This window comes from Vibrio orientalis CIP 102891 = ATCC 33934 (assembly GCF_000176235.1).
GTDB lineage: Bacteria > Pseudomonadota > Gammaproteobacteria > Enterobacterales > Vibrionaceae > Vibrio > Vibrio orientalis.
The window spans coordinates 1,439,407-1,460,248 of sequence record NZ_ACZV01000004.1 but is presented as its reverse complement, the minus strand read 5'-3'; the positions used below and the strand labels follow the sequence as shown (position 1 = coordinate 1,460,248).

20 protein-coding genes are annotated in these 20,842 nt (G+C 45.9%); 5 read left to right on the top strand and 15 right to left on the bottom strand.

The window, feature by feature from the left end:
• The first annotated feature begins 223 nt into the window (after nt 1-223).
• The gene (gene malI / locus VIA_RS10065) at nt 224-1,246 is read left to right on the top strand and encodes a Mal regulon transcriptional regulator MalI (protein WP_004412879.1); all 1,023 of its coding nucleotides are present in this window, start codon (nt 224-226) and stop codon (nt 1,244-1,246) included.
• Nucleotides 1,247-1,253: 7 nt separating this feature from the next.
• Here the strand turns inward: malI and VIA_RS10060 are convergent, their stop codons facing one another.
• Genes VIA_RS10060 through VIA_RS10030 form a run of 7 tightly spaced genes read right to left on the bottom strand, consistent with a single transcriptional unit; the run spans nt 1,254 to nt 7,365 of the window.
• Nucleotides 1,254-2,099 carry a DMT family transporter gene (locus VIA_RS10060; protein WP_004412878.1) on the bottom strand — a complete coding sequence of 282 codons (846 nt, stop codon included), beginning with the start codon at nt 2,097-2,099 and terminating at the stop codon, nt 1,254-1,256.
• Between the two features lie 25 nt (nt 2,100-2,124).
• On the bottom strand, nt 2,125-3,870 hold the full coding sequence (locus tag VIA_RS10055; RefSeq protein ID WP_004412877.1) for a lysophospholipid acyltransferase family protein: 1,746 nt from the start codon (nt 3,868-3,870) through the stop codon (nt 2,125-2,127).
• Between the two features lie 26 nt (nt 3,871-3,896).
• The gene (locus VIA_RS10050) at nt 3,897-4,334 is read right to left on the bottom strand and encodes a YHS domain-containing (seleno)protein (protein ID WP_004412876.1); all 438 of its coding nucleotides are present in this window, start codon (nt 4,332-4,334) and stop codon (nt 3,897-3,899) included.
• Nucleotides 4,331-5,077: an NRDE family protein gene (locus VIA_RS10045; RefSeq protein ID WP_004412875.1), complete on the bottom strand. Its 747-nt coding sequence runs from the start codon at nt 5,075-5,077 to the stop codon at nt 4,331-4,333. Before VIA_RS10045 ends, VIA_RS10050 begins: the two co-directional genes overlap by 4 nt.
• A 3-nt stretch (nt 5,078-5,080) precedes the next feature.
• Nucleotides 5,081-5,629, bottom strand: a complete 549-nt coding sequence (locus tag VIA_RS10040) for a hypothetical protein (RefSeq protein ID WP_004412873.1) — start codon at nt 5,627-5,629, stop codon at nt 5,081-5,083.
• A 19-nt stretch (nt 5,630-5,648) separates the two neighbouring features.
• Entirely contained in the window at nt 5,649-6,779 is a 1,131-nt protein-coding gene (locus tag VIA_RS10035) for an ATP-grasp domain-containing protein (RefSeq protein ID WP_004412872.1), read from the bottom strand.
• Entirely contained in the window at nt 6,763-7,365 is a 603-nt protein-coding gene (locus VIA_RS10030) for a DedA family protein (protein WP_004412871.1), read from the bottom strand. Before VIA_RS10030 ends, VIA_RS10035 begins: the two co-directional genes overlap by 17 nt.
• Nucleotides 7,366-7,645: 280 nt before the next feature.
• On the opposite strand from VIA_RS10030, the gene VIA_RS10025 reads away from it, so the two are divergent.
• The 4 genes from VIA_RS10025 to VIA_RS10010 all read left to right on the top strand — a co-directional run bounded on the left by VIA_RS10025 (nt 7,646) and on the right by VIA_RS10010 (nt 10,841).
• Entirely contained in the window at nt 7,646-8,806 is a 1,161-nt protein-coding gene (locus VIA_RS10025) for a winged helix-turn-helix domain-containing protein (RefSeq protein WP_004412870.1), read from the top strand.
• A 135-nt stretch (nt 8,807-8,941) separates the two neighbouring features.
• Nucleotides 8,942-9,841, top strand: coding sequence for a homocysteine S-methyltransferase family protein (locus VIA_RS10020; protein WP_004412869.1), 900 nt, complete (start codon nt 8,942-8,944; stop codon nt 9,839-9,841).
• 103 nt (nt 9,842-9,944) lie between these two features.
• Complete coding sequence (locus VIA_RS10015; RefSeq protein ID WP_004412868.1) at nt 9,945-10,559, top strand: 3'-5' exonuclease; 615 nt, start codon at nt 9,945-9,947, stop codon at nt 10,557-10,559.
• Nucleotides 10,560-10,565: 6 nt separating this feature from the next.
• Nucleotides 10,566-10,841 carry a nitrogenase-stabilizing/protective protein NifW gene (locus VIA_RS10010; protein ID WP_004412867.1) on the top strand — a complete coding sequence of 92 codons (276 nt, stop codon included), beginning with the start codon at nt 10,566-10,568 and terminating at the stop codon, nt 10,839-10,841.
• Between the two features lie 5 nt (nt 10,842-10,846).
• Here VIA_RS10010 and VIA_RS10005 read toward each other — a convergent pair whose 3' ends face one another.
• From VIA_RS10005 to aer2, 8 genes are all read right to left on the bottom strand, one after another.
• Nucleotides 10,847-12,529, bottom strand: coding sequence for a DUF342 domain-containing protein (locus tag VIA_RS10005; protein WP_004412866.1), 1,683 nt, complete (start codon nt 12,527-12,529; stop codon nt 10,847-10,849).
• Between the two features lie 120 nt (nt 12,530-12,649).
• Entirely contained in the window at nt 12,650-14,347 is a 1,698-nt protein-coding gene (locus tag VIA_RS10000; protein ID WP_004412865.1) for an ATP-binding SpoIIE family protein phosphatase, read from the bottom strand.
• 16 nt (nt 14,348-14,363) lie between these two features.
• Nucleotides 14,364-14,663, bottom strand: coding sequence for an STAS domain-containing protein (locus tag VIA_RS09995; RefSeq protein ID WP_004412864.1), 300 nt, complete (start codon nt 14,661-14,663; stop codon nt 14,364-14,366).
• Nucleotides 14,664-14,697: 34 nt separating this feature from the next.
• Complete coding sequence (locus VIA_RS09990) at nt 14,698-15,864, bottom strand: methyl-accepting chemotaxis protein (RefSeq protein ID WP_004412863.1); 1,167 nt, start codon at nt 15,862-15,864, stop codon at nt 14,698-14,700.
• 27 nt (nt 15,865-15,891) lie between these two features.
• Nucleotides 15,892-16,941, bottom strand: a complete 1,050-nt coding sequence (locus tag VIA_RS09985) for a protein-glutamate methylesterase/protein-glutamine glutaminase (protein WP_004412862.1) — start codon at nt 16,939-16,941, stop codon at nt 15,892-15,894.
• Nucleotides 16,941-17,588, bottom strand: a complete 648-nt coding sequence (locus VIA_RS09980; protein ID WP_004412861.1) for a chemotaxis protein CheD — start codon at nt 17,586-17,588, stop codon at nt 16,941-16,943. The genes VIA_RS09985 and VIA_RS09980 overlap by 1 nt, the downstream gene beginning before the upstream one ends.
• 9 nt (nt 17,589-17,597) lie before the next feature.
• Complete coding sequence (locus tag VIA_RS09975) at nt 17,598-18,455, bottom strand: CheR family methyltransferase (protein ID WP_004412860.1); 858 nt, start codon at nt 18,453-18,455, stop codon at nt 17,598-17,600.
• Nucleotides 18,440-20,842, bottom strand: a complete 2,403-nt coding sequence (gene aer2, locus VIA_RS09970) for an aerotaxis transducer Aer2 (protein ID WP_004412859.1) — start codon at nt 20,840-20,842, stop codon at nt 18,440-18,442. The genes VIA_RS09975 and aer2 overlap by 16 nt, the downstream gene beginning before the upstream one ends.

The window sequence follows — 20,842 nt, the reverse complement described above, 5'->3', positions numbered from 1 at the left end:
ACTTGAGAACTTGTAGGGCTCATACACATAACGAGGTGTGTGCATGAAGTTTTGTATTTATGCGCTCAATATACGCCGCTAAAATTCTTGATAAAACGTTTTACCAAAATTTCTGTGATCGAGTTAAACAAGTTTTTCCATGTTCAAAGTGGGGCTTTTAAAATCAGGCTAATAGGGGTAAAGTTTCCTGATAAAACGTTTTTCTAATCCATAAAGTGAATCTATGTCGTCAAAAAAAGTGACCATTACAGAAGTCGCTAAACACGCAGGAGTCTCTGTCACTACCGTTTCAATGGTATTGGGCAATAAGGGAAGGATCTCTCCTGACACTATCGAAAAAGTAACTTCAGCGGTTGAAGAGTTGGGCTATATCCGTAATCGAGCGGCTGCTAACCTACGCTCCAACTCCAGCGAAATCATTGGATTAATCCTAAAAGACATTAGCGATCCCTATTATGCTGAGGTCGCAGCAGGACTCAGTGAAGAGATCGAACAGCAAGGCTACATGCTGTTTCTTGCTCAAAGTGGTGATAGCCAAGAAAAGTTTGAAAAGTGTGTATTGACCATGGCGCGACAAGGCGTTGGCGGCATCGCATTTTGTCCGATAGGTGAAAGCCAACAGTTCAACGTTGAAAACCTAAAAGAGCATAACCTGCCTATGGTGTGCATCTCCCGAGCCTCCGTCGATAAACAAATCGACTATGTGGGTCCAGACAATATGTACGCCGCCAAGCTAGCAACAGAGCACCTTATTAAGCAAGGGCATAGAAGAATCGCTTATGTCGGTGGGGTAAGCAGCTCACTTTGCCGAGCAGAACGTATTGGCGGTTATTGCTCAACTCTGATGCAGTTTGGCTTGCCATTTAAACCAGAATGGGTAGTTGAGTGTGGTAAAAGCCAAGCGTCAGCAGCACAGTCCGTCCAGCAGCTACTGTCAGAACATCCTCAGATCACTGCAATTTTATGCCATCACTCTTCTACCGCTCTTGGAGCCGTATATGGAGTACATCGAGCCGGGCGGTCAATCGGCAAAGATCAATTTATAGGAGAACAAGTGTCCGTCATTGGCTTTGATGATGTGGAGGAGGCCGAGTTGACCGAGCCCTCACTAACTTTCGTTAACTCCAATGCTCGTGAGATGGGAAAGCAAGCTGCCAAAAGGCTGATCAACCAATTGAAGCAAGAAGACCCTCAACCATATAGTTTGATCCTTCCACCCGAGCTAATTGTGCGTGACTCCGCTTAATTCAGATCTAGTCTCGCTTCATAACGAAGATAAGCCCTATTCCTCCGAGTACGAGCATTGAAGCGATCACCGATGTGGAGGTGATGGTTTCTCCTAACCCAATGCCCCCAGCAGCGAATGCGATGACTGGCACAGAAAGTTGGGCAACTGACGCTTGCAAGACCGAAATCTTTTGCAAAACCTGATACCAGAGAATGTAGCCAAAGCCTGAAGCTAACACGCCTGATACCATCGCCCATAGCACCCCCGAAATCTGTGGCATTTGCGAAGTCAGCAGCAATGGGCTTATCGCGAGTGCCAAAAGACTCGCAATGATAAAACCTTGGGTAATCGAGACTGAAGGCGCATCACTACTGTATCGCCCTGCAAGAGTGAACCCAGCCCAACATAGTCCAGAAAGCGCCATCAGCAGAGCCATCCCCCAGTCAGGAGTTTGAGCCGATGGCAACATCAATACAACGAAGCCTCCAACAGAGAGCATAACCCCTAGCCATTCCCATAGTCCTAATCTTTGGCCTAAGACGATATAGGCTGCAATCAAGGTCAGTTGCACAACACCAAATAAAATCAGTGCACCCGTCCCCGTTGAAAGCTCAGTGTACGCAAATGAAAATGCCACGGCATATCCAAACAGAGCACCGCCTGCAAGCCAACTGCGACCAGACAAGAGGAAATTACCGCGAAACTCCCCTTTAATTTTCATCAGAATAACTAAAGTTAACGCCCCAGATAACAGGCGAATTAAGGTAAAGGCACCGGGCTCAATTGACTGCTCTGAGAGAGCAAACCGGCAGAAAAATGAATTGGCAGCAAAAGCTATTAAGGCTATCGGTAGCGTCAAAGACGTCGGCATAGTAATCCTTTTGAATAAAACCCGTTTATTGATGATGCTCTAAATACGCCAGTGCTTGCTCTCGCCCCATGTATTTCCCCAAAGTACGGGCAGGAACATTGGTCAAATCCACCACAATAAGGCCATCCAACGCATAGTTAAACGCAGGATCAACATTAAAACAGACCAGCTTGCCATTCATTCCCAAATATTGCCTTAGCAGTACAGGAAGCCCCATCCCTTGTTCAAGCCGACTCAACACTTTAGATAATAGTGGGAGTTTGGATAAAGAGCTCAACATATCTGGACGCCAAAACTCCTGACCACTTTTTTCAAGCGGGGTCGTCGGTTCGACTAACTTGGCTTTATCCTCATCATAGTAATGAACGGACATCACCGAAGCGATTAATTGCCTTGCTACTGGGCTGTAGTCATTACTGATGCTCACCGGACCAAATAAATGGGTATATTTGGGGTTGCGCTGAACAAAGGCTGCAATGCCTTTCCAAAGCAGTAAGAGTGAATGCATATTGCGCTGATATTGACGAGCCACAACTGAACGACCGAGTTCGATGGACTGACCTAAGCTCTCAACAAATTGCTGGTCATACTTAAATAGGCTGGTCGAATACAGAGACTCGATACCTCCGCTTTGTATCAGCTCATCAACTAACCCCAAGCGGTACGCCCCAACTAAATCACGATTCACCCGATTCCAGACAAACAACTGCTGATATTGCGAGTCGAACTTATCAATGTCGCACGCTTGACCGCTGCCCTCACCCACTTCTCGAAAACTCTCTTCGCGGACTCGGCCAATCTCAAGCATCATATTGGGGATATATGCGGTCGGCACACAATAGACATCGAAATCACCTTGCTGTAATAACTGAAACTGGCCCAAAACAGAGAGCTCTCGTTCAATCAGTTCAACCTCGACAGGAGCGATAATCGTCTCCCCATCGCTCTGCACCAACGCCTGTGTTTTCTCATTCTCAAAGCTACTCATCAAATAGGTATTTAAACGGAAGTAACGAGTAATATCTTCATCGGTGGCAAAGCCTTTTATCTCACCATAAGGAATCGGCTGACCTACTGACACTGAAATGGTTTGACCCGATTTATTCAGCAGCTCTCTGCCGAGCAGGGCGGTTCTCAATAGTGGATGAATCTTCCCTGCTTGATAGAAAAGCTTGCTGTTCATGCCATTAATGAAGATCGGCACCGTGGTCGCTTCAGCATGGCGGACAAATTTAGCGACCGACTTACTCCACTCTTTATCGGTGACCTTATGCTCTTTCGATTGCCAAGCCGACACTTCACCAGCAGGAAAGACAACCAACACACCACCGTCTTTCAAGTGTTGATTTGCCTCTTTGATCGCACGGCGGTTGGTTGATTTTGCTTGCTCACCACCAAATACATCGACGCCAATAAACAGCTCATCAAGCTCTGGGATACGCTTGAGTAGCTCGTTGGCCAGCACCTTCACGTCTTGACGTACCTGAGAAATAAGTGACGCTAAAATAATGCCTTCGATGCCACCAAAGGGATGATTGGCAACGATCAGAACTGGGCCTTCACTAGGAATATCATCAACACTGCCGTGGTCAACACGATATTGTGTGCCAATACGAGCCAGTGCTTCATGCATAAATTCGATGCTATTTTCAGGCAGTTTTTCTTGCTGATAGAGCGCATCTAAAGTAGCAAGGCCGGTCGCCCACTCAACAACGGATTCCCCTAATCCAAAGGGCGTTTTACGCGGTAATCGAAAAGGACTGGTGATCATAATGCGTCTCTCTTACTAACGAATATTTACTGTAGTAGGGCTGGCCAATTTTGGTCGCCCTGAGTAATGTGGCCGCTTCGATCGTCGTCCCACCACGCTTTAACTTCTGCGTTGTAATTGAGGTAAAGCTTGCCATCAACAATCGCCCACTGGTTTGGGTCCGCAGGAGCAAAGTCGTTTTTAGCAGAGACGGCCCACGCACAATAGCCACCATATTGAGGAGCGTAGGTTTGAGGATCGGCTTTGAATTTATTGAGATTCTCTTGTGAAGAAAAATACCAATCAGCGCCTTGATATTCTGTTTGCCACTGCTTATCCCCTTTCACCGGTTTACCATCCGTGAAATACGCGACGGTGTCATAGCCATCGAGTGCTTTATTGCTAAAAAAACCTGTATAAACAGGGTCTTCAGCAAAGACTGAAAAACTCATCAGAGAAAGAATTAAGGCAAATAACTTGTTCATTTAAATATTCCTTGTTCAGAAATAGGTGAACGCAGCCAGCGTTGATAACCTTGAAAGTCGATCGTTCGATCCTCATCCACGGAGCGATAACTCATCTCCTGTTTAGTAGAGGACACGATGACGGAGGTAAAACTTACAGTGCGGGCATCATCTCTCTCCATTAGCGGAGAAAGATGCGGGAAGTGAACGTCATGAGTTTGGTGAAACAGACGACCAATATCCTTGCTTGGTGTTGTGACAACCAGCTCGTTAAACAAATTTAAGCGATATTGAGAGGCTTGCTCAAAATGCATCGCCGCTGAGACCATAGGCGCAAAAGCTCGTGAACGAGACAAACGGTGGCCGTCCCATGTCCAAGCCACCGTTTCATTGGCTGTACGCCGAGTATCAAAAGAAACCACAGTAAACGGAGCAAAACGCTCCAACGCCATTTCCATCAATCGAAGATCTAAATTGTGACTTGAACTGCTACTAGCTAAGCGTTTAACGATCAACCCACGACTGATCAACGAACCTTTTGGCATCTCGCCTTGATAGTAGTTGAGTAGGCATACCGTCACACCGTGCTCGTTGGTTGAGATCCAACTGCCTCCCCCGACAGGATCAATCGGCATCACGCAGTGGACTCCGTCGATCATCATGTTTTGCGGTTCTAACGCGGGAAGGCGCGAGCGTTGCTCATCACGATTAAAATAGACTTCGTAATGGTTATTGCCGTGGTAAAGCCAAGATAATGTACACATAACCTATTGGGCCCTCTGGTACGTTGCGGTCGCTGGTGCTACGCCAAACTGAGAATCTAACGTCACGCCACGCAGTGAAGCGACCACCTTTGCCATCGCGAAATGATGCGTGGCATGCAGAGCGGCAAACGTCAGCTCTCGCTCCAGTGTTGAAGAGACTTCCTTGCTGTGCGTCTGAGACAGCATCACTTCCGTTTCGACCGCAACAGATTGACTCAAAATGCGATTCGGCAAATGGAACAACCACTCACTGAGCTCTTTTATTTCCTGCTTGGCGATATGGAGATTGCGCTCTACTTCGTGGCCTCGCCGGCGCACGTTGTAATCAATATGGTCGGGTTCCAGTTTGATGGCATAAAACAGATCCAGCCAATGACGGAAATGCTCACCGATCGAACTTGATACATGCGGTTGTGCAATATAGATGTAATCTTCCTGGGTAAGGCTTTCTAGAAACAAGTAACCTTGATTAAGCGTTTCAATACACCCGAGTACCGTTTGATCGGGTCGCTTATCTGGTTGTGATGCAGCGTAAAGCTGAGCATTTTTCATAGTAGGCTCCGGTGTTGGTTTAGTCGGTCATCGGATAAAGTTGAGTCAGCAGTTTCTCTTCGCGCCAAGCTTGCAACAAAGCACCTAACGTTGGCGTTTGGTGCCCTTGTTTCTTATGCTTTGAGCCAATTTGGTAGAGCAAACGGTACTGCTTGAGTAAAGTTGAGAAGATATCGCTTAGCGGCGTGTCACTATCCCAAATATGCGCCGCTTCACTACTCGCACCATTGATCTCCAAGATATCGAAGCTCTCTCCTCTCATGAGTGACTGAATATCGGTAAACTTCACATCTAAGCGGCCATAGTTAAAGCCTTCGAAATCGCCTAGTACTTCATCTAGCTTTTGCTCCAGTTGCTCAGTAATGAACTGGTTACCATCACGAAAGATAGAGCCTCTTGAATGGCTGCCGGCAAATGCCAATTGAAATTCGTCGTTAACAGGAATCACGGTCTCAAGATGTTCGGTATGGCGAGGTAAGTAGAGGTGCTGCAGTTTTCCCGCTCGCGGACAGTTGGCAATCAATTCTTTGAGTGTCGATGTGCCATCACCAACCACTCGCGGCGAATACTTCAAGGTAATAGAGATAACCTTCCCTTTCGTTTCCCCTGGCTGTTTGACATAGAACACCCCCGCTTCCGCGCTGTAGTGAGATTTTTGCTGTAGAAGAAAGCGTCCTGAATGTGGAAACGATTGAATATAGTCTGTGAGCTGCTGATCTGAGTGGATAAGCTTGACCCCAACCCCGCGACAGCCCAAATCCGGTTTTGCCACCAGCGGATAGCCTAAATTCGCTGCAGATAGTTTCTCTTTGGCGAGCGAAAGTAGCGATTCAATGGATTGCTCACTTTTAGTCACAGTGACAAATGGCAAAATCCACTGATTGGTATGCTCACCTGCAGAGTGAAAGATGTCATGTTTCGATTCCCCCACCATGCCACTCAATTTGATCGCTGGATTGGCAATCAAGGGCAGCGCCCAATCACGATGAAACAGACTTAATGCGACACTTTGAGCGACAACAGGTGTATAAAAAAACCAAGCAGGTAGAAATTCAAACGGAGAAATCACTCGCTTAGGTTCATCAAGTACAGGCATCCCCGCATTGACTCTTCCTGCTGGAACCATTGCAACGTTAGCGAGTTGCGTCATAAGTACCCCTTAACAACGTTTTAGTAATCAATTTGTTCATCAACCACATCAGACACAGCCCCACAGGAATCAGTAACCAACTGTATTGGCTTTGCGCAATCCATTGGCTGCTGCCGAGCTGAAAAAATGAACCGAATATCACCGCCGTCCAAAGTGCGGTTGCGGTAATCACGGCGATAAAAAACTGCCATTTGGGTACATCAAGAAACCCACTAAGCGAAAAACCGAGTGTTCTTAAGCCGGGAATAAAGCGAATAATAAATAAGCTCATAAAGGCATTTTGGCGTAACTGACGCTTTACTCTTCTCGCTCGTTGATAGCGAAACAGTCGATAGCGAAGGAAACGAATCCGCTGCGCCGCTTTACCAAGGAGATAAAGACCAAAGTCACCGCTACTAATGCCGATAAAAATGGCGACCAACGCAAGACTGGCGGGCATCAGTTGCTCTACCGCAAGCGCCGCAGCAGAAACAATAGCGAGATCTTCGAGTAGATAAGAAAGCAAAATAACGCCGATAAACATCATCAACAAAGACGCTTCGCCATAAAACAGCCACTCTCTAATCGTCTCTGCTAATTCAATCATCCTACCTACCAACATCACTGCAGCGCTGCTACATCCATAAATACGTCACTAAACTCACCGCCTACTTAGCGATGCATTCGTAATATTTATAAAGATAGATTAATCAATAGAAAAATTTCACTTGCGAACAATTTTTATCTCTTCGCCTCAAGAAAAGACGAATAGACGAGAGCTGCAATGGGATCGCGCTCCCTTGTGCGCAAACAGAAGTCATGCAACTCTATAAAACAAGCGAAGCTAGCCATGAAGGCGAACAACAACAAGGAATATAGGCATTAACATGACATCACTTTCACTGGCACAAGCACAAAAACTGGCGTTAATTTCTCAGCAACTTCCAAATAGCATCAGCAAAGGGAGCAGTTACTATAGAACCCTCGCTACATTTGAGCAGCTTGGCTATGTGCAGATTGATACCATTTCAGTGGTGCAACGTGCCCATCACCACACGCTTTGGGCTCGTAACCCCAGTTACCAACCCAAACACCTCGATAAACTTGTCGCAGATAAACAAGTGTTCGAATATTGGTCCCATGCTGCTGCTTATCTGCCAATGTCCAACTATCGCCATAGCTTGCCAAGAAAAGCGGCGATCAAATCCGGTCAGCAGCGTCATTGGTACTGCAAAGATAGAGAGTTAATGAAAAACGTCTTTGCGCGCATCGAAGCGGAAGGACCACTCATGGCCAAAGACTTCGAGTCTAAAGCAAACAAAACCCAAGGCTGGGGCAGTAAGCCAACCAAGATCGCGTTGGAGAACCTCTACATGCAGGGAGATTTGATGATTGCTGAGCGACGTGGTTTCCATAAAGTCTACGATCTGACCGCTCGTGTACTGCCTGATAATATTGATACCTCAATGCCAAGTCGTGAGGAACATGCCGAGCACCTAGTGATGAATTACCTCAAAGCGCATGGTTTTGGCAGCTTGCCTGAAATGATTTATCAGCTTAAAGATGTAAAGTCAGATGTGGTTAATGCACTTGAAAGCCTTATTGAAAACAAAAAAATCGAGCGAGTTGAGGTAAACGGTGAGGCTTACTACGCCACAACACAAGCCTTGAGTTTGTTAGACAAACGCCTCAACCGTAGACAGGCGAAGATCCTCTCTCCATTCGATAACTTACTGATTCAGCGCAAACGTGCCAGCGTAGTATTTGATTTTGATTACTTAATCGAGTGTTACGTGCCTCAGGCAAAAAGGCGGTTTGGCTACTTTTGTTTGCCGATTCTTTGGGATGGTAAATTGGTGGCTAGGGCTGACTGCAAAGTAAATAAACAAAGCTCAACACTGGAAGTCTTACACCTAGTGACCGAACCTTCGATAAAGCGTTCAGACACCTTTATATCTGCACTTGAGAAAGAGCTTCAAGCGTTTGCTCAATTCAATCAATGTGAACAGTTTGCCATCTTGAAGGTTTCTGAGAACACCACTAGATAGCCACAACGACTCTACTCAAGCGTCATTCGCACCACCTCGCCTTAGGGTTTTAAGCTACGCTATTAATGAACCATTTGATCTCTTTTTCAAGATAGTTAACTATCAGCATAATTGTTGTCGCTTTGAAGTTTAAACATGAATAAATTAACGATTCTCGACGGTGGTATGGGTCGAGAACTAAAGCGCATGGGAGCGCCATTCTCGCAGCCTCTTTGGAGTGCTCAAGCCTTGATCGAATCCCCTGAGATCGTGGCGCTTGCTCATAAGAATTTCATTCACGCAGGTGCAGAAATCATCATTGCCAATAGCTACGCGTGTGTCCCGTTCCATTTAGGCCAAGAACTGTACGAATCTGATGGTGCTCGCCTAGCTAAAGAAGCTGCAATACTTGCTCATGACGCTGCAGTTCAAACAGAACAACGGGTTAAGGTCGCAGGGGCGCTGCCACCCGCGTTTGGCAGCTATCGACCAGACTTGTTTAATGCTGTCGAAGGCGAGAAAATCTTCCGTACTCTGTTTGAGGCGCAAGATCCGTACGTCGATATTTGGTTGGCAGAAACCATCTCTAGTATTGAAGAGTTTGATGTTATTCAATCCATTTTGTCGCAGACAGCGAAAACCTGCTATTACGCCTTCTCTTTGCAAGACGCACCAAGCAATACTGCGTCGATTCGTTCTGGTCAAAGCGTCCGAGAAGCAACAAAGCGTGTATGTGAATCTGGGGGGCAAGGAGTGTATTTCAACTGCTCAGTCCCTGAAGTCATGGCCCAAGCGATTCAAGAAGCAAAGCAAGTGATCGATGAGTTAAATGCTGAGGTTGAAATAGGTGTCTATGCCAATAACTTTGCACCGATTGGTAGCGATCATGAAGCTAACGACACAATTCAAACAATGCGAGAACTTTCTCCTCAAGATTACCTAGCCTACAGCAAACAATGGCATCAATTAGGCGCAACAACCATTGGTGGCTGTTGTGGTATTGGGCCAGAACATATCCAAGCACTCAGCGACTGGAAACTGAGTCAATACGGATAATCGCGGCGTTGCTAGCGAATCAATGATAAACTTGCGTGCGCCCTGATTGGGCGTGACATTTTTTCATCAATCGACACTCTCTTTTATCTTTCAGGAATACTTCATGGCGGCAGCGAACTCAGTTATTGTCCTCGACTTTGAGACCACCGGACTTTCTCCAAATATGGGCGATCGCGCGATTGAAATTGGTGCGGTGAAACTCATTGATGGTCAAGTGGTCGATACGTTCCAACAACTGATGAATCCTGGATTTCGCGTCAGTTCCTTTATTGAAGGCTATACCGGAATTACAAACAACATGTTAGCAGGAGCTCCGAGCTGCGCGGAAGTGATGTCTGATTTCAACGACTTTATTGGCAATGACAATTTGGTTGCCCATAACGCCTCATTTGATAAACGCTTTCTCGATGCGGAATTCGAACGCATTAACCGCAACTATCGAGGTGAATTCGCCTGCTCTTTATTGGTATCACGCCGATTAAATCAAGAGGCACCGAGCCACAAACTAGGCGATTTAGTTCGTTACATGAACATCGACAACGATGGCGTATTTCACCGCGCCTTAGCGGACTCACAAATGACCGCCAAACTGTGGCTGTTAATGCTTGAGGATATGCAGCAACAAGGTATCCACCAACCTTCATTCTCATTGATGCAAAAAGTCAGTAAAACCAGCAAGGCTGCGATCGGGAAATTGCTTCAGCAACAGGCGGTATAACCAGCAATGAGCCAAACCAATATTCAAGAAAAGATCGCCAGCTTTACCTCGATTGAGCAAGCGTTAGATTACTTTGAGATTGGCTACGACAGTAAGTTTATCAATGAATATCGTATTGAGTTGATTAAACGCTTTAACGGCTACTTAATTCTTGAAAAGCCAGATGATTGGTTTTCTGGCCGCCGGGCGCTTAAAAATGCCTATTGTAAAATACAGCGAGGGCGACTCGATAAGCACACCCGCTCTGCGTGTCGCGGGTGCACTACATGTCAACGTCGATGAGGTAACTACACTTCTTGTTGGTCTAAATCGTCATCCTCAAACATCGATGAGAACTTGATTTCAAATTGATTGAAGCTGAACACACTCGGGCCATGAACGCGCTTGGTGACCGCTTTTTCTTCACCATATTGAACAGTCACGTGAGTGTAAACTTTATTCTTCACTTCCACCTTACACTCTTCCAGTGCCACCTCTAGCTCCTGTTCGTGATGATCACGAGCCTGTTTCACTTTTTCTAGGTGAGCATTGGCTTTCTGCTTATCCGCTTCTAATGCTTGCTCTTGTTCTTCAGTACGCTCAGCTTTTGGCGTCTTTTTGAACTCGAGCTCTCGACGAATAATCTCCATGGTCTGTTCTTGCGCTTGTGTGTACTGCTCTTTGAGCTTCGCTTGTCGATCTTTAAACATCTGAAAGCGTGCAAAAGCGTGTAGGTAGGTTGCAGTATCCCCTTCAACACCGAGATTGATACACGTTACCTTGCCGCCGACTTTGGCATGACCACCACTTAACGTACCTTGCTTGCCTGCGGCATCTGAAACCGCAAGGTCATGACCACAACGAAGTTCATTATTCAAGCAATGAACACTAAGGTGAATGTCGTTGGCCGCTTGTAATTCAGAAAACTGTGCATAGTTAGCGGTAATCGATCCACCTGATTTCACTATACAGCTTTTAGATTGGTCTTCAGACACATTGTGCCCAATGATGCCTTTCGCAACCTCAATATCACCTTGAACTTGTACATCGGCAGACTCTATAAAACCACCAACGGTTAACGAGCCCGTCGCACGAACCACCATATCGGATTCAATATTACCGAGAACAACCACATTCCCTTTAAACTTAACGTGACCCGTTGCAACACCGATAGTCGGTAAACATAACGCATCTTCAACATCGGCGCCGCGCTCTTTTAAAATCGGCATGCCAGAGACTTCTGCAATCAACAGATTTGGATTATCTGGAGAGATTTTTGTCCCCTTGCCTTCTTTGAGCATGGCGTCATTACCCGGTTTCGGCGGAATTACCTTACCTTGAACCGTCAAGCCAGGCGTTCCTTTCGTTGCGGGAATTCGTTTCATCAAAGGATCATTTTCAGAAACAGTGATGGTTTCACCAAGGTTGAGCATATCAACCTTGCCGTCCGGTTCGGACTCTTTCGGTGCAAGAACTTGCTTAGTTGGATCTTTAACCAGAGGGACAAACTTGGCGTCTATACCTTGAATGGGATTTTTGCCTTTAGCGACAGGCTGGGAAAAAGTTTCACCCGGCTTGAGTTGGTGACTCATCACGAGCACCTTTTTCAAAGCCAGTTTATTGATGCCTTTCGTCACATGTGACTGGGCTAACGCATGAACTATTTGCGGGCCCTTAAGAGGTACGCCCTTATGAGCTCCTGTGACGACCATACTGGCGAGCATATCATGGTCTGAGAGTACAACCTCAACCGACGCATCTCTCACTTCAGCAATAGCGATACCGACATACGCTTCGCTTTTCATCTCTTTCGCTAAATTGATAAAGCGTAATACTTCATCTTCCATCAGAAAATAATCCTGACCTCCGATAGAAGTTAGAGCGTCATCAAGCCCTCGCGTATCAAAGTTACCATCAACGACTATATCTGCGGTCAACTTCGCGACAACTTGGCGACTATCCTCAGAAAAAGCGACAAATTTATCCCACATGCCATTCTGCCTTATGTACATCCTAGAATGAGTGTATAGAAATAATTCTAATGGCTGTATCACAAGTGTGACAAATTAAGGCGTACATCACTCCCTGACGTTTTTACACTGTAAATAACGTTAGCTAGAACTCGGAAAGTGATGCTCTGCCGCTAATGAGTATACCGCCGTGACACTCCGCCCCTGTTTAGAATATTCCAACGAATCACATAATTCTGAAGCAAGAACAATACCACGACCGTGAGTCAGCGACTTATCGGGAGCATCATAATTTCTCTTATAGTCAAACCCTTCGCCATTATGCTCAAGCTCCATAACCAATTGAGCCCGCTCAGGACAATATTCGATGTTCAACTCGATATACGCAGTGTTTGATAAGTCTTTAAGTTGTTCTTCTCGCATTTGATAGAAGAGGAAAAATCCATCGGGCTCTTCTTTGATAGAGGAGTCTAAACGCAATAAACCATGTTCAATCGCGTTAGCAAACAGCTCTGACAGAACTGAACAAACCAAATCAAGATGGGCTCCACTATGTAAAATACCGGTCAAAAATTTACGAACTTCAGTCATCACGGTGACACGTTTTATCACCTCTCCGTCCAACCTCAAGCTCGATCGAATTGGGATTTGGTTTTGGATTTCCTGATTAGGTGGTGACTCTTGAGCATTGCCATTAGAGATAGGAAACGTCATGGCGAGTATAGATAAATCATCACCGACGGATTTGTGAGCAAAAGCGCGTACTGACTCGTAAAGTGTTGGGATAATGGCTTGCTGACTATAGAAGGCACTTTCTAGTCGCTCTTGACCAAATTGCTCGCCCTCTTCATTCATCGCTTCGATCACGCCGTCGGTATAGCAGATGATTTGCTGGTCAGGTTCGAGCTTAAAGTGCTGTATGTTTGCCTCAAACTCATGAGTGTTTAACACACCTAATGGCATGTGATCCGATGTTAAGCGGCGCACAATCGTACCATCACGCTCGATAAGATAACCATCCGGCAAACCGCCTCCCCACCATGAGACTTCAAAACCATTTGCTCGTACTTCAAAAATACTTGCCGCCAGCATCATTCCCATCGGTAAAAATCGCACCAACACTTCGTTGATCTCTCGGGCAATCTCACCCAATGATAACCCCTTTGCGGCCATGCTAAAGAACGCCCGTGTGGCGGGTATGGCGGAAATAGCGGCTGGTAAACCATGACCAGTCGCATCCGCAATCATCACATAGACACCACCATGAGGTCGATTCGCAACCACGATAAGATCGCCATTGAATACCGTCGATGGGGTTGAAAGGTAATTGATACCATAGATACTTTTAACCTGAGAGCTCATCTCAAGCATTAAGTTGGAAAAGATCGACTCTGCAATAGCATAGTCATAACGGACTTGTTCATGAAAGTGACTGAGCTCATCGCGCTGCTCTTTCACTTCATTGTGCATACGGACAATTCGGTAGTGCGCTTGAACCTTAGCAAGTAACACACTGCGCTCCACCGGCTTTAGAATAAAGTCATCACCATAAGTTAAACAGCGCTCAAATGAGGCATGGTCATCCAGAACCGTCAGAAAAATAATGGGAATATGAGCATCAGGAAACGCTTGCCTAATTTCTTGCGCAGTCGTGATTCCATCTTTTACTGGCATCATCACATCAAGCAATATCACATCAGGTAAGCTGTCCATCTTTGTCATTGCTTCAACCACACCTTGACCATTTTCAAAAGTTGTTACCGTTTCAGCTAAATGACTCAGCATAAAGCGGCACAGCTCTCGATTGGTGGCATGGTCATCAACAATCATTACATGCATAAGAGCTCCTTAGCTATCACTCAATAGCGAACTTCTTATCAAAGCGCGAAATAGTAAGAATTTTTCGTACTTGGGGTAAAGTATTGGTGATACGAATCATGCCATCCTCTTGGCCAAGATAGTTGTGCATGTTGAGTAACATCCCCAAGCCAGCACTATCAATGTAATCAACTTTACGTAAGTCGATGGTGAAGCGAAACTCCTGCCGATCGTTATAACAACGGCGAAATTCTTGTACCAAATTGAAGCCAAACGCTCCTTCAATCAGAATCGTGATATGTTTTGCTGCTGAGTCCATTTGTGCTTCTACAGTCATACTTTTTTCCTCACAGTAATTCAGTCTGAAAGACCTAAAACAGCTCGACCTCTCCTTCATCTATGCTCTCTTGCGATGCTGCTGGTGCACCCCGACTTTCTATTTGATTTTGCAGTTCAAGAATCGCGGCTGTAAACTCATCTACATCTATCGCCCCTTGTCCCCATAGCTGACAAGTCTGCGCGAACTCTTGTAAGTAGCCCACCGTTGTTTGTGCGTACTCCCCTTGCTGAACGATAATGTCAGCAAATTGCAATGCACGAATTCCGTTATCGACCTGAGAGTGGATAGAATCGCCACTAGAACGAATTTTTTGTACTTCTTGCTCAACCGTGACATTGACTTCTTGAACGCCACGCAGCATCGCATCAACCTTCTCTTTCGACTCAATTGCCTCAGTCATATCAATGGAGGCCATTTCTCCCACTGTTTTATTAGCTTCGTTGACCGTTTGTTGCGCGACATTAATTTCCATTTCAATCTGATCATTAAGCTCTTTGGCTTTCACTGAAAGATCTCGTACTTCTTGGGCTACCACCGCAAAACCGCGCCCAGCATCTCCGGCTCTTGCCGCTTCAATGGCGGCATTCAACGCCAGAAGATTAGTTTGTTCTGAAAGGCCCCTCACCCGCTCTAGAAGTTTAAAAACGGCATCAAGCTTATCGGACATATCATGAATACTGTGTACCGCTGAGATGCTTTTTTCTGATACGTTCACCAAGGTATCGACAAACTGACGGATAATGGCTTCGGTCTTAGGTAAAACATGGCTAATATCATTGCTGCTGTCTTTGTTTCCGAGCAGAGTCTCAACCAACTCTGAAGTGATTTGATTTTGCTCTTCGGCGAGTTTTTGTAACTCGAAATAGCTTTCATTCAGTGTTTCAACCGACTCGTCAACCACACTTCTTTGGTGGTTCAATGGATCGGTTAATTGTTGAGAGATGGTTGATAGCACTGGGTATACTTCTTTTGGTGGCGTTAACTTAGCCGATGAGATCGCTGAAGCATCATCGCTCTGTTTCTCTCGCACCTTCTGCGCAGCCCTAGGAATCACAAACCATGGGACAGCGGCAGCCATCACCATCAAAGCAACATGCAATGCCGACGACGACATACTCATTGCCGTCGACAGGAGAATGATCTGCAAACCAATTGCGATGAAATATCGTGCGTTATTTGTATTTTTTTTAATGTTCATCCATTCTTCCCTGACGTTGTAGCCTGACTATGAATCAGGAGATAAGTAGCGGCATATCTGTCCTGCCACACTATGTAAATCCACTACCGCTAGGGCAGCCCCCATCTCTGTGGCAACGCGTGGCATCCCCCACACCACTGACGATGCCTGATCTTGGGCGATTGTCTTCGCGCCCAGCTGCTTCATTCGCAACATCCCCTTTGCTCCATCTTGTCCCATCCCCGTAAGAATGACCCCTATCGCTTTATCACCCACCGTTTCAGCGACCGTATCAAACATCACATCCACTGAAGGCTTGTGTCTATTTACCGCAGGTCGATCATCCAATTGGCAGTAAAGATGTGCCCCCCTGCGAACTACCACAAGGTGCTTGTCCCCAGGTGCTAAATAAGCGCACCCAGCGACTAAAGGCGCTCGATTTGCGCCAAGCTCTTTCACTTCAATGTCACTGTTCTCATCCAGTCTTTGGGCAAAAGAGGCCGAGAACATCGCGCTAATATGTTGAGTAATAATAATCGGCGGCATATTCGCGGGTAGCATAGACAGGACCTGCTTGACCGCTTCAGTCCCCCCTGTCGATGCACCAATGGCAACGACTTCAATGTGATCGTTGTGCTTAGGAACACTCAACTTGCATTGTGTCTTCTGCTTAGAAAAAGTAGCGCCCGAAGTCACGTTTGCACCGGCCGCCATCTTTATCTTTTCGATGACCAGTTTCTTGTCACTGGCAATCTCGCCGGTGCGGTCTACGGAAGGCTTAGGGAAGTAATCAACTGCGCCATACTCCAGAGCGGCGAGCGTTGCCTCCGCCCCATGCTGAGTCAGAGTTGAAATCATCACAACAGGCATGGGTCTAAGACGCATAAGATTCTTTAGAAACTGAACACCATTCATCTTTGGCATCTCGATGTCTAAAGTCAGTACATCGGGATTGTGGACTTTGATCAAATCCCTCGCTTCAAATGGATCTTCTGCCGTCGCAACCACTTCCAGTTCGGGATCAGAATTGATCAACTCAGATAGTAAAGCGCGATAAACGGGGGAGTCATCAACCACCAATACTTTTATTTTTTTCATTAAAACAGCTCCACGTCATCATCATGAAGACGATGACTTTCTCTATCCAACTGACGTGCATATTGCTCTTCTTGGTCTTGCAGGTGATGAACTTCAGTAAATGGAATTCGCTTAAGCCACGCCTTTCCACTATATGGGTCAAACATCACTTTACGTGGTTCTAAGCCACCTAAATCCTGAGCGACCACCTCTATTCCTTCTTGTTTGACGTAATTAAGAATAAAGGCGACATTTTTTTCACCAATCATGGAGCTACGCCCTAGCATTTGCGCACCTCCAAATAGCTTCACTTTGAGCGACGAACGCTTTGAGCCTCTTTCTATCATTGCGTTCAATAGCATCTCCATTGCATAACTGCCGTATCGAGAAGCCGTCGATATCACCTCATCGGGTTTCCATGATTTAAGCTGGCTCTTACTATCAAACGGTAAAAGAAAGTGGTTCATTCCACCTATATGTTCGTGGCAATCCCAAATACACGCCGCAACACAGGAACCTAAGCCAGTAGCAATCAGCTCATCTTGTTTTGAAGAGCAATACACCCCTCCAGGTAGCACCTTGACTATATGCTTGTCTTTTGTCGGGTGATAAAAGCGATTAAAGTGCAGATTTTCATACTTTGGAGCCGCGCTCCTTGCTTCAATCATGCATGTTCCCTATTTCTTGACGTAAATGGTATGCCCGAGGTGGTGGAATAGATCTAAACTCGCTGGCACACTTTCCGAATGTCCGATGAATAAAACACCACCGGGTTTTAATTGCTGATAAAAGCGCTTAATCAGTTTTTCCTGAGTATTTCGGTCAAAATAGATCATCACGTTTCGACATGAAATCAGATCAAATGGTTTGTCAAAATCCCACTTTTCGAGCAAGTTGAGCTGGCGAAAATTGATGATCTTCTGCAACCCTGATTTACATTTCACATTCCCAGCCTGCTTACCTGTCCCTTTAACAAAACAGGGCTTTAGGTATTTACTTGGAATACTATTTATCGCCTCTTCGTTGTAAATACCTTGCTTTGCATGTGCCAAAACTTTTGTGTCAAGATCGGTCGCTGTGATCTGAACACTTTCAAACAACTCAAAAGCCTTCGCCCAGTACAAAGAGGAAACTAAACTATAAGGCTCCTCACCTGTTGAACAGCCCGCAGACCAAATCCGCACTTGCTTTAAGTTCTGTCCCTTCCACTCGGCCAGCAATACTTTTTCTATGAATTCAAAATGGTGATATTCACGAAAGAACTGCGTTTTGTTGGTCGTCAGACAATTGATGAAATTTACCTGTTCTTGCGAGTCGCCCTCCATCAATTGTCGGTATTGACTAAAACGCTTCAGGCCCAGTCGCCTAAGTTGGCGACTGATACGGCCATAAACCATGGTCCTTTTTCTATCAGAAAAGAAAATGCCGACATTCTTGTGCATGAACCATTGAATAAACTTAAAGTCTTTATCCGTTAGCTCAAACTCACTCGACTCTGGCACCGATTGCTCAGTCCTGGCTAGAACTCTTCCCATTCGTCTCCATCCTCTTCAAGCTTGAAGCTAGAGTTAGCGACCTTTGGGGTGCGAATCTCTCGAACATTACTGCTCGCGACCTTTCCCATCGCTTTCGATTCAAATGTAGTCACGTTGTTGTCATCGCTAAAGAAGTTCATCAACTGCAGCAACTGTTTGCCTTCATCTCGCAACGACTGACTCGCAGCCGATGTTTCTTCAACCAAGGATGCGTTCTGCTGAGTCATTTCGTCCATGGTCGCAATCGCTCGGTTGATTTCATCAATCCCCGTTGACTGCTCTAGGCTTGAAGAGGCAATTTGCGCGATAAGTTCTGTCACCTTAGCAACGGCATCAACAATTTCATTGAGTGTTTCACCGGATTCATCAACCAATCGAGAGCCTTCATCAACCTTTTCAACACTGTCCTTAATAAGTCCTTTGATCTCTTTAGCAGCGGCTGCACTGCGTTGCGCTAGATTTCTCACTTCCCCAGCTACAACGGCAAATCCACGGCCTTGCTCGCCCGCTCTCGCAGCCTCAACGGCGGCATTCAGTGCCAAGAGGTTAGTTTGGAAAGCAATCTCATCAATCACGCCAATGATGTCTGCAATTTTCTTACTGGCGGTATTGATTTCCGCCATAGCAGAGACTGCTTGGCCAACGACTTCGCCACCTTTACTGGCTTTCTTAGTTGCGTCATCAGACAGTTCATTTGCCCCTTTGGCATTGTCTGCGTTTTGTCGAACCGTCGCGGTCATTTGCTCCATACTTGCTGCGGTTTCTTCTAGATTTGATGCTTGAGCTTCAACACGCTGGCTCAAATCATTATTACCTTCAGCAATTTCTGTGGACGCGGTTGCCACACGAGCAGACGATTGTGTAATTTTGTCGACCATATTACGAATGTTAACAATCGACGTATTCACTGCATGAGAAAGTCGCGCAAACTCACCGGTATTATCTTCCGGCATGGTGGTATTTAAGTTGCCATCCGCCACTTGGCTCATGACATCAATACACTGACCTAACGGCCCAACCATGGTATCGAGCAGATTGTTAATGCCGTCCCCAAGTTCTTTCATGAAACCGTTATAAACGCTGGTGTCGATTCGTTCATTTAACTCACCGGCAATGGCTTTTTGAATCAAGGATTCAACTTGGCGTTGACCATCTTGCTGCTCGGTAATATCAACCCACTGCAACGCAGGACCAACGTAGTTTCCTTGACCATCACGCATCGCAATACACGTTAAGTTGAACTCTAGGCCGCCAACTGCGATGTTAGATGAAAACGGCAGCCGATCAGGGTTGGCAATAATATTGCGCTGGTGGCTAGGGTTCTTATGGAAGACATCAATATTTTTGCCAACCAAGTTACTGGCGTCAAAGCCCGGAAGAGCTTTCTGTAGGTCACTTTCACGGCTTTTTAGTAGGGTTGCAAGCGATGGGTTTAGATAAGTAATGATGCCGTCTTTATCGGCCATCATTAGGTTGGTTGTCATACCTGATACCGCTGATGCTAAGCGCCCGATCTCTTCTTCTTTAGCACGTTCCTCTGTCACATCACGCCACTCTAAGGTATTACCAATATAGTTACCTTGGGCATCATTGATAGCAGCGACATTGAGCTCAATCTTTAAATCTTGAATTGAAATATCAGTGCTATAAGGCAAGTTGTTCTGATCGGCAAGCAATTGACGTTGGTGTGCTGGGTTTCTGTGGAACTCATCGATACAGCGCCCTAGTAACCACTCTTCGCTGGCGGTAAAACCCGACCATACAGAGCGTAGTGTCGCCTCATGTTTACTAAACAAGTTAATCGTTTCGTGGTTGGTGTAGGTAATATTTAAGTCACGATCAATCATGACCATCGCTGTTTGTGCTTGATCGACAGCCGCTTGAAGGCGGGTGATTTCATCCTGCTGTTTTAGATCACTAGTTACATCAGACCATTCCAGGGTGTTACCCACATAGTTACCACTCGCATCAATGATCGCGCCAACATTCAGCTCGATCTTAACGTCTTTAACGGTAATGGTTGTGGTGTAAGGCAAATTAGAGGGATTAGAAAGCATTTGTCTCTGATGACTTGGATTGGTATGAAATAAGTCAATACAGTAACCAAGCAGGAACTCTTCCGTCGCTTGAAAATTTGGCCACACTGAGCGAAATAAGGCTTCATGTGTTTGTAACAGATCCATCGACTTTTGGTTGAGGTAGGTGATATTGAAATCACGGTCTATCATCATGAGTGCCGTTTGCGCGGCGTTAAGCGCAGAAAATAGCTGCTCTTTCGTTACTCCCTGATCTTGTTCTTGTTCTGGCTCAACGCTTTCTGTCAACGTATCTTGCGTTGGTGCTACAAATTGAGCTGAAGGCTCCGTTCTTCTATTCCAAAATGCCAT

Coding starts and splice junctions, on each gene's coding strand:
- malI (WP_004412879.1), top strand. CDS start 224: ATGTCGTCAAAAAAAGTGACCATTACAGAAGTCGCTAAACACGCAGGA.
- VIA_RS09990 (WP_004412863.1), bottom strand. CDS start 15,864: ATGAACATTAAAAAAAATACAAATAACGCACGATATTTCATCGCAATT.
- VIA_RS10020 (WP_004412869.1), top strand. CDS start 8,942: ATGAATAAATTAACGATTCTCGACGGTGGTATGGGTCGAGAACTAAAG.
- VIA_RS10010 (WP_004412867.1), top strand. CDS start 10,566: ATGAGCCAAACCAATATTCAAGAAAAGATCGCCAGCTTTACCTCGATT.
- VIA_RS10000 (WP_004412865.1), bottom strand. CDS start 14,347: ATGCATGTAATGATTGTTGATGACCATGCCACCAATCGAGAGCTGTGC.
- aer2 (WP_004412859.1), bottom strand. CDS start 20,842: ATGGCATTTTGGAATAGAAGAACGGAGCCTTCAGCTCAATTTGTAGCA.
- VIA_RS10030 (WP_004412871.1), bottom strand. CDS start 7,365: ATGATTGAATTAGCAGAGACGATTAGAGAGTGGCTGTTTTATGGCGAA.
- VIA_RS09975 (WP_004412860.1), bottom strand. CDS start 18,455: ATGGGAAGAGTTCTAGCCAGGACTGAGCAATCGGTGCCAGAGTCGAGT.
- VIA_RS10045 (WP_004412875.1), bottom strand. CDS start 5,077: ATGTGTACATTATCTTGGCTTTACCACGGCAATAACCATTACGAAGTC.
- VIA_RS10055 (WP_004412877.1), bottom strand. CDS start 3,870: ATGATCACCAGTCCTTTTCGATTACCGCGTAAAACGCCCTTTGGATTA.
- VIA_RS09995 (WP_004412864.1), bottom strand. CDS start 14,663: ATGACTGTAGAAGCACAAATGGACTCAGCAGCAAAACATATCACGATT.
- VIA_RS10015 (WP_004412868.1), top strand. CDS start 9,945: ATGGCGGCAGCGAACTCAGTTATTGTCCTCGACTTTGAGACCACCGGA.
- VIA_RS09980 (WP_004412861.1), bottom strand. CDS start 17,588: ATGATTGAAGCAAGGAGCGCGGCTCCAAAGTATGAAAATCTGCACTTT.
- VIA_RS10005 (WP_004412866.1), bottom strand. CDS start 12,529: ATGTGGGATAAATTTGTCGCTTTTTCTGAGGATAGTCGCCAAGTTGTC.
- VIA_RS10025 (WP_004412870.1), top strand. CDS start 7,646: ATGACATCACTTTCACTGGCACAAGCACAAAAACTGGCGTTAATTTCT.
- VIA_RS09985 (WP_004412862.1), bottom strand. CDS start 16,941: ATGAAAAAAATAAAAGTATTGGTGGTTGATGACTCCCCCGTTTATCGC.
- VIA_RS10040 (WP_004412873.1), bottom strand. CDS start 5,629: ATGAAAAATGCTCAGCTTTACGCTGCATCACAACCAGATAAGCGACCC.
- VIA_RS10035 (WP_004412872.1), bottom strand. CDS start 6,779: ATGACGCAACTCGCTAACGTTGCAATGGTTCCAGCAGGAAGAGTCAAT.
- VIA_RS10050 (WP_004412876.1), bottom strand. CDS start 4,334: ATGAACAAGTTATTTGCCTTAATTCTTTCTCTGATGAGTTTTTCAGTC.
- VIA_RS10060 (WP_004412878.1), bottom strand. CDS start 2,099: ATGCCGACGTCTTTGACGCTACCGATAGCCTTAATAGCTTTTGCTGCC.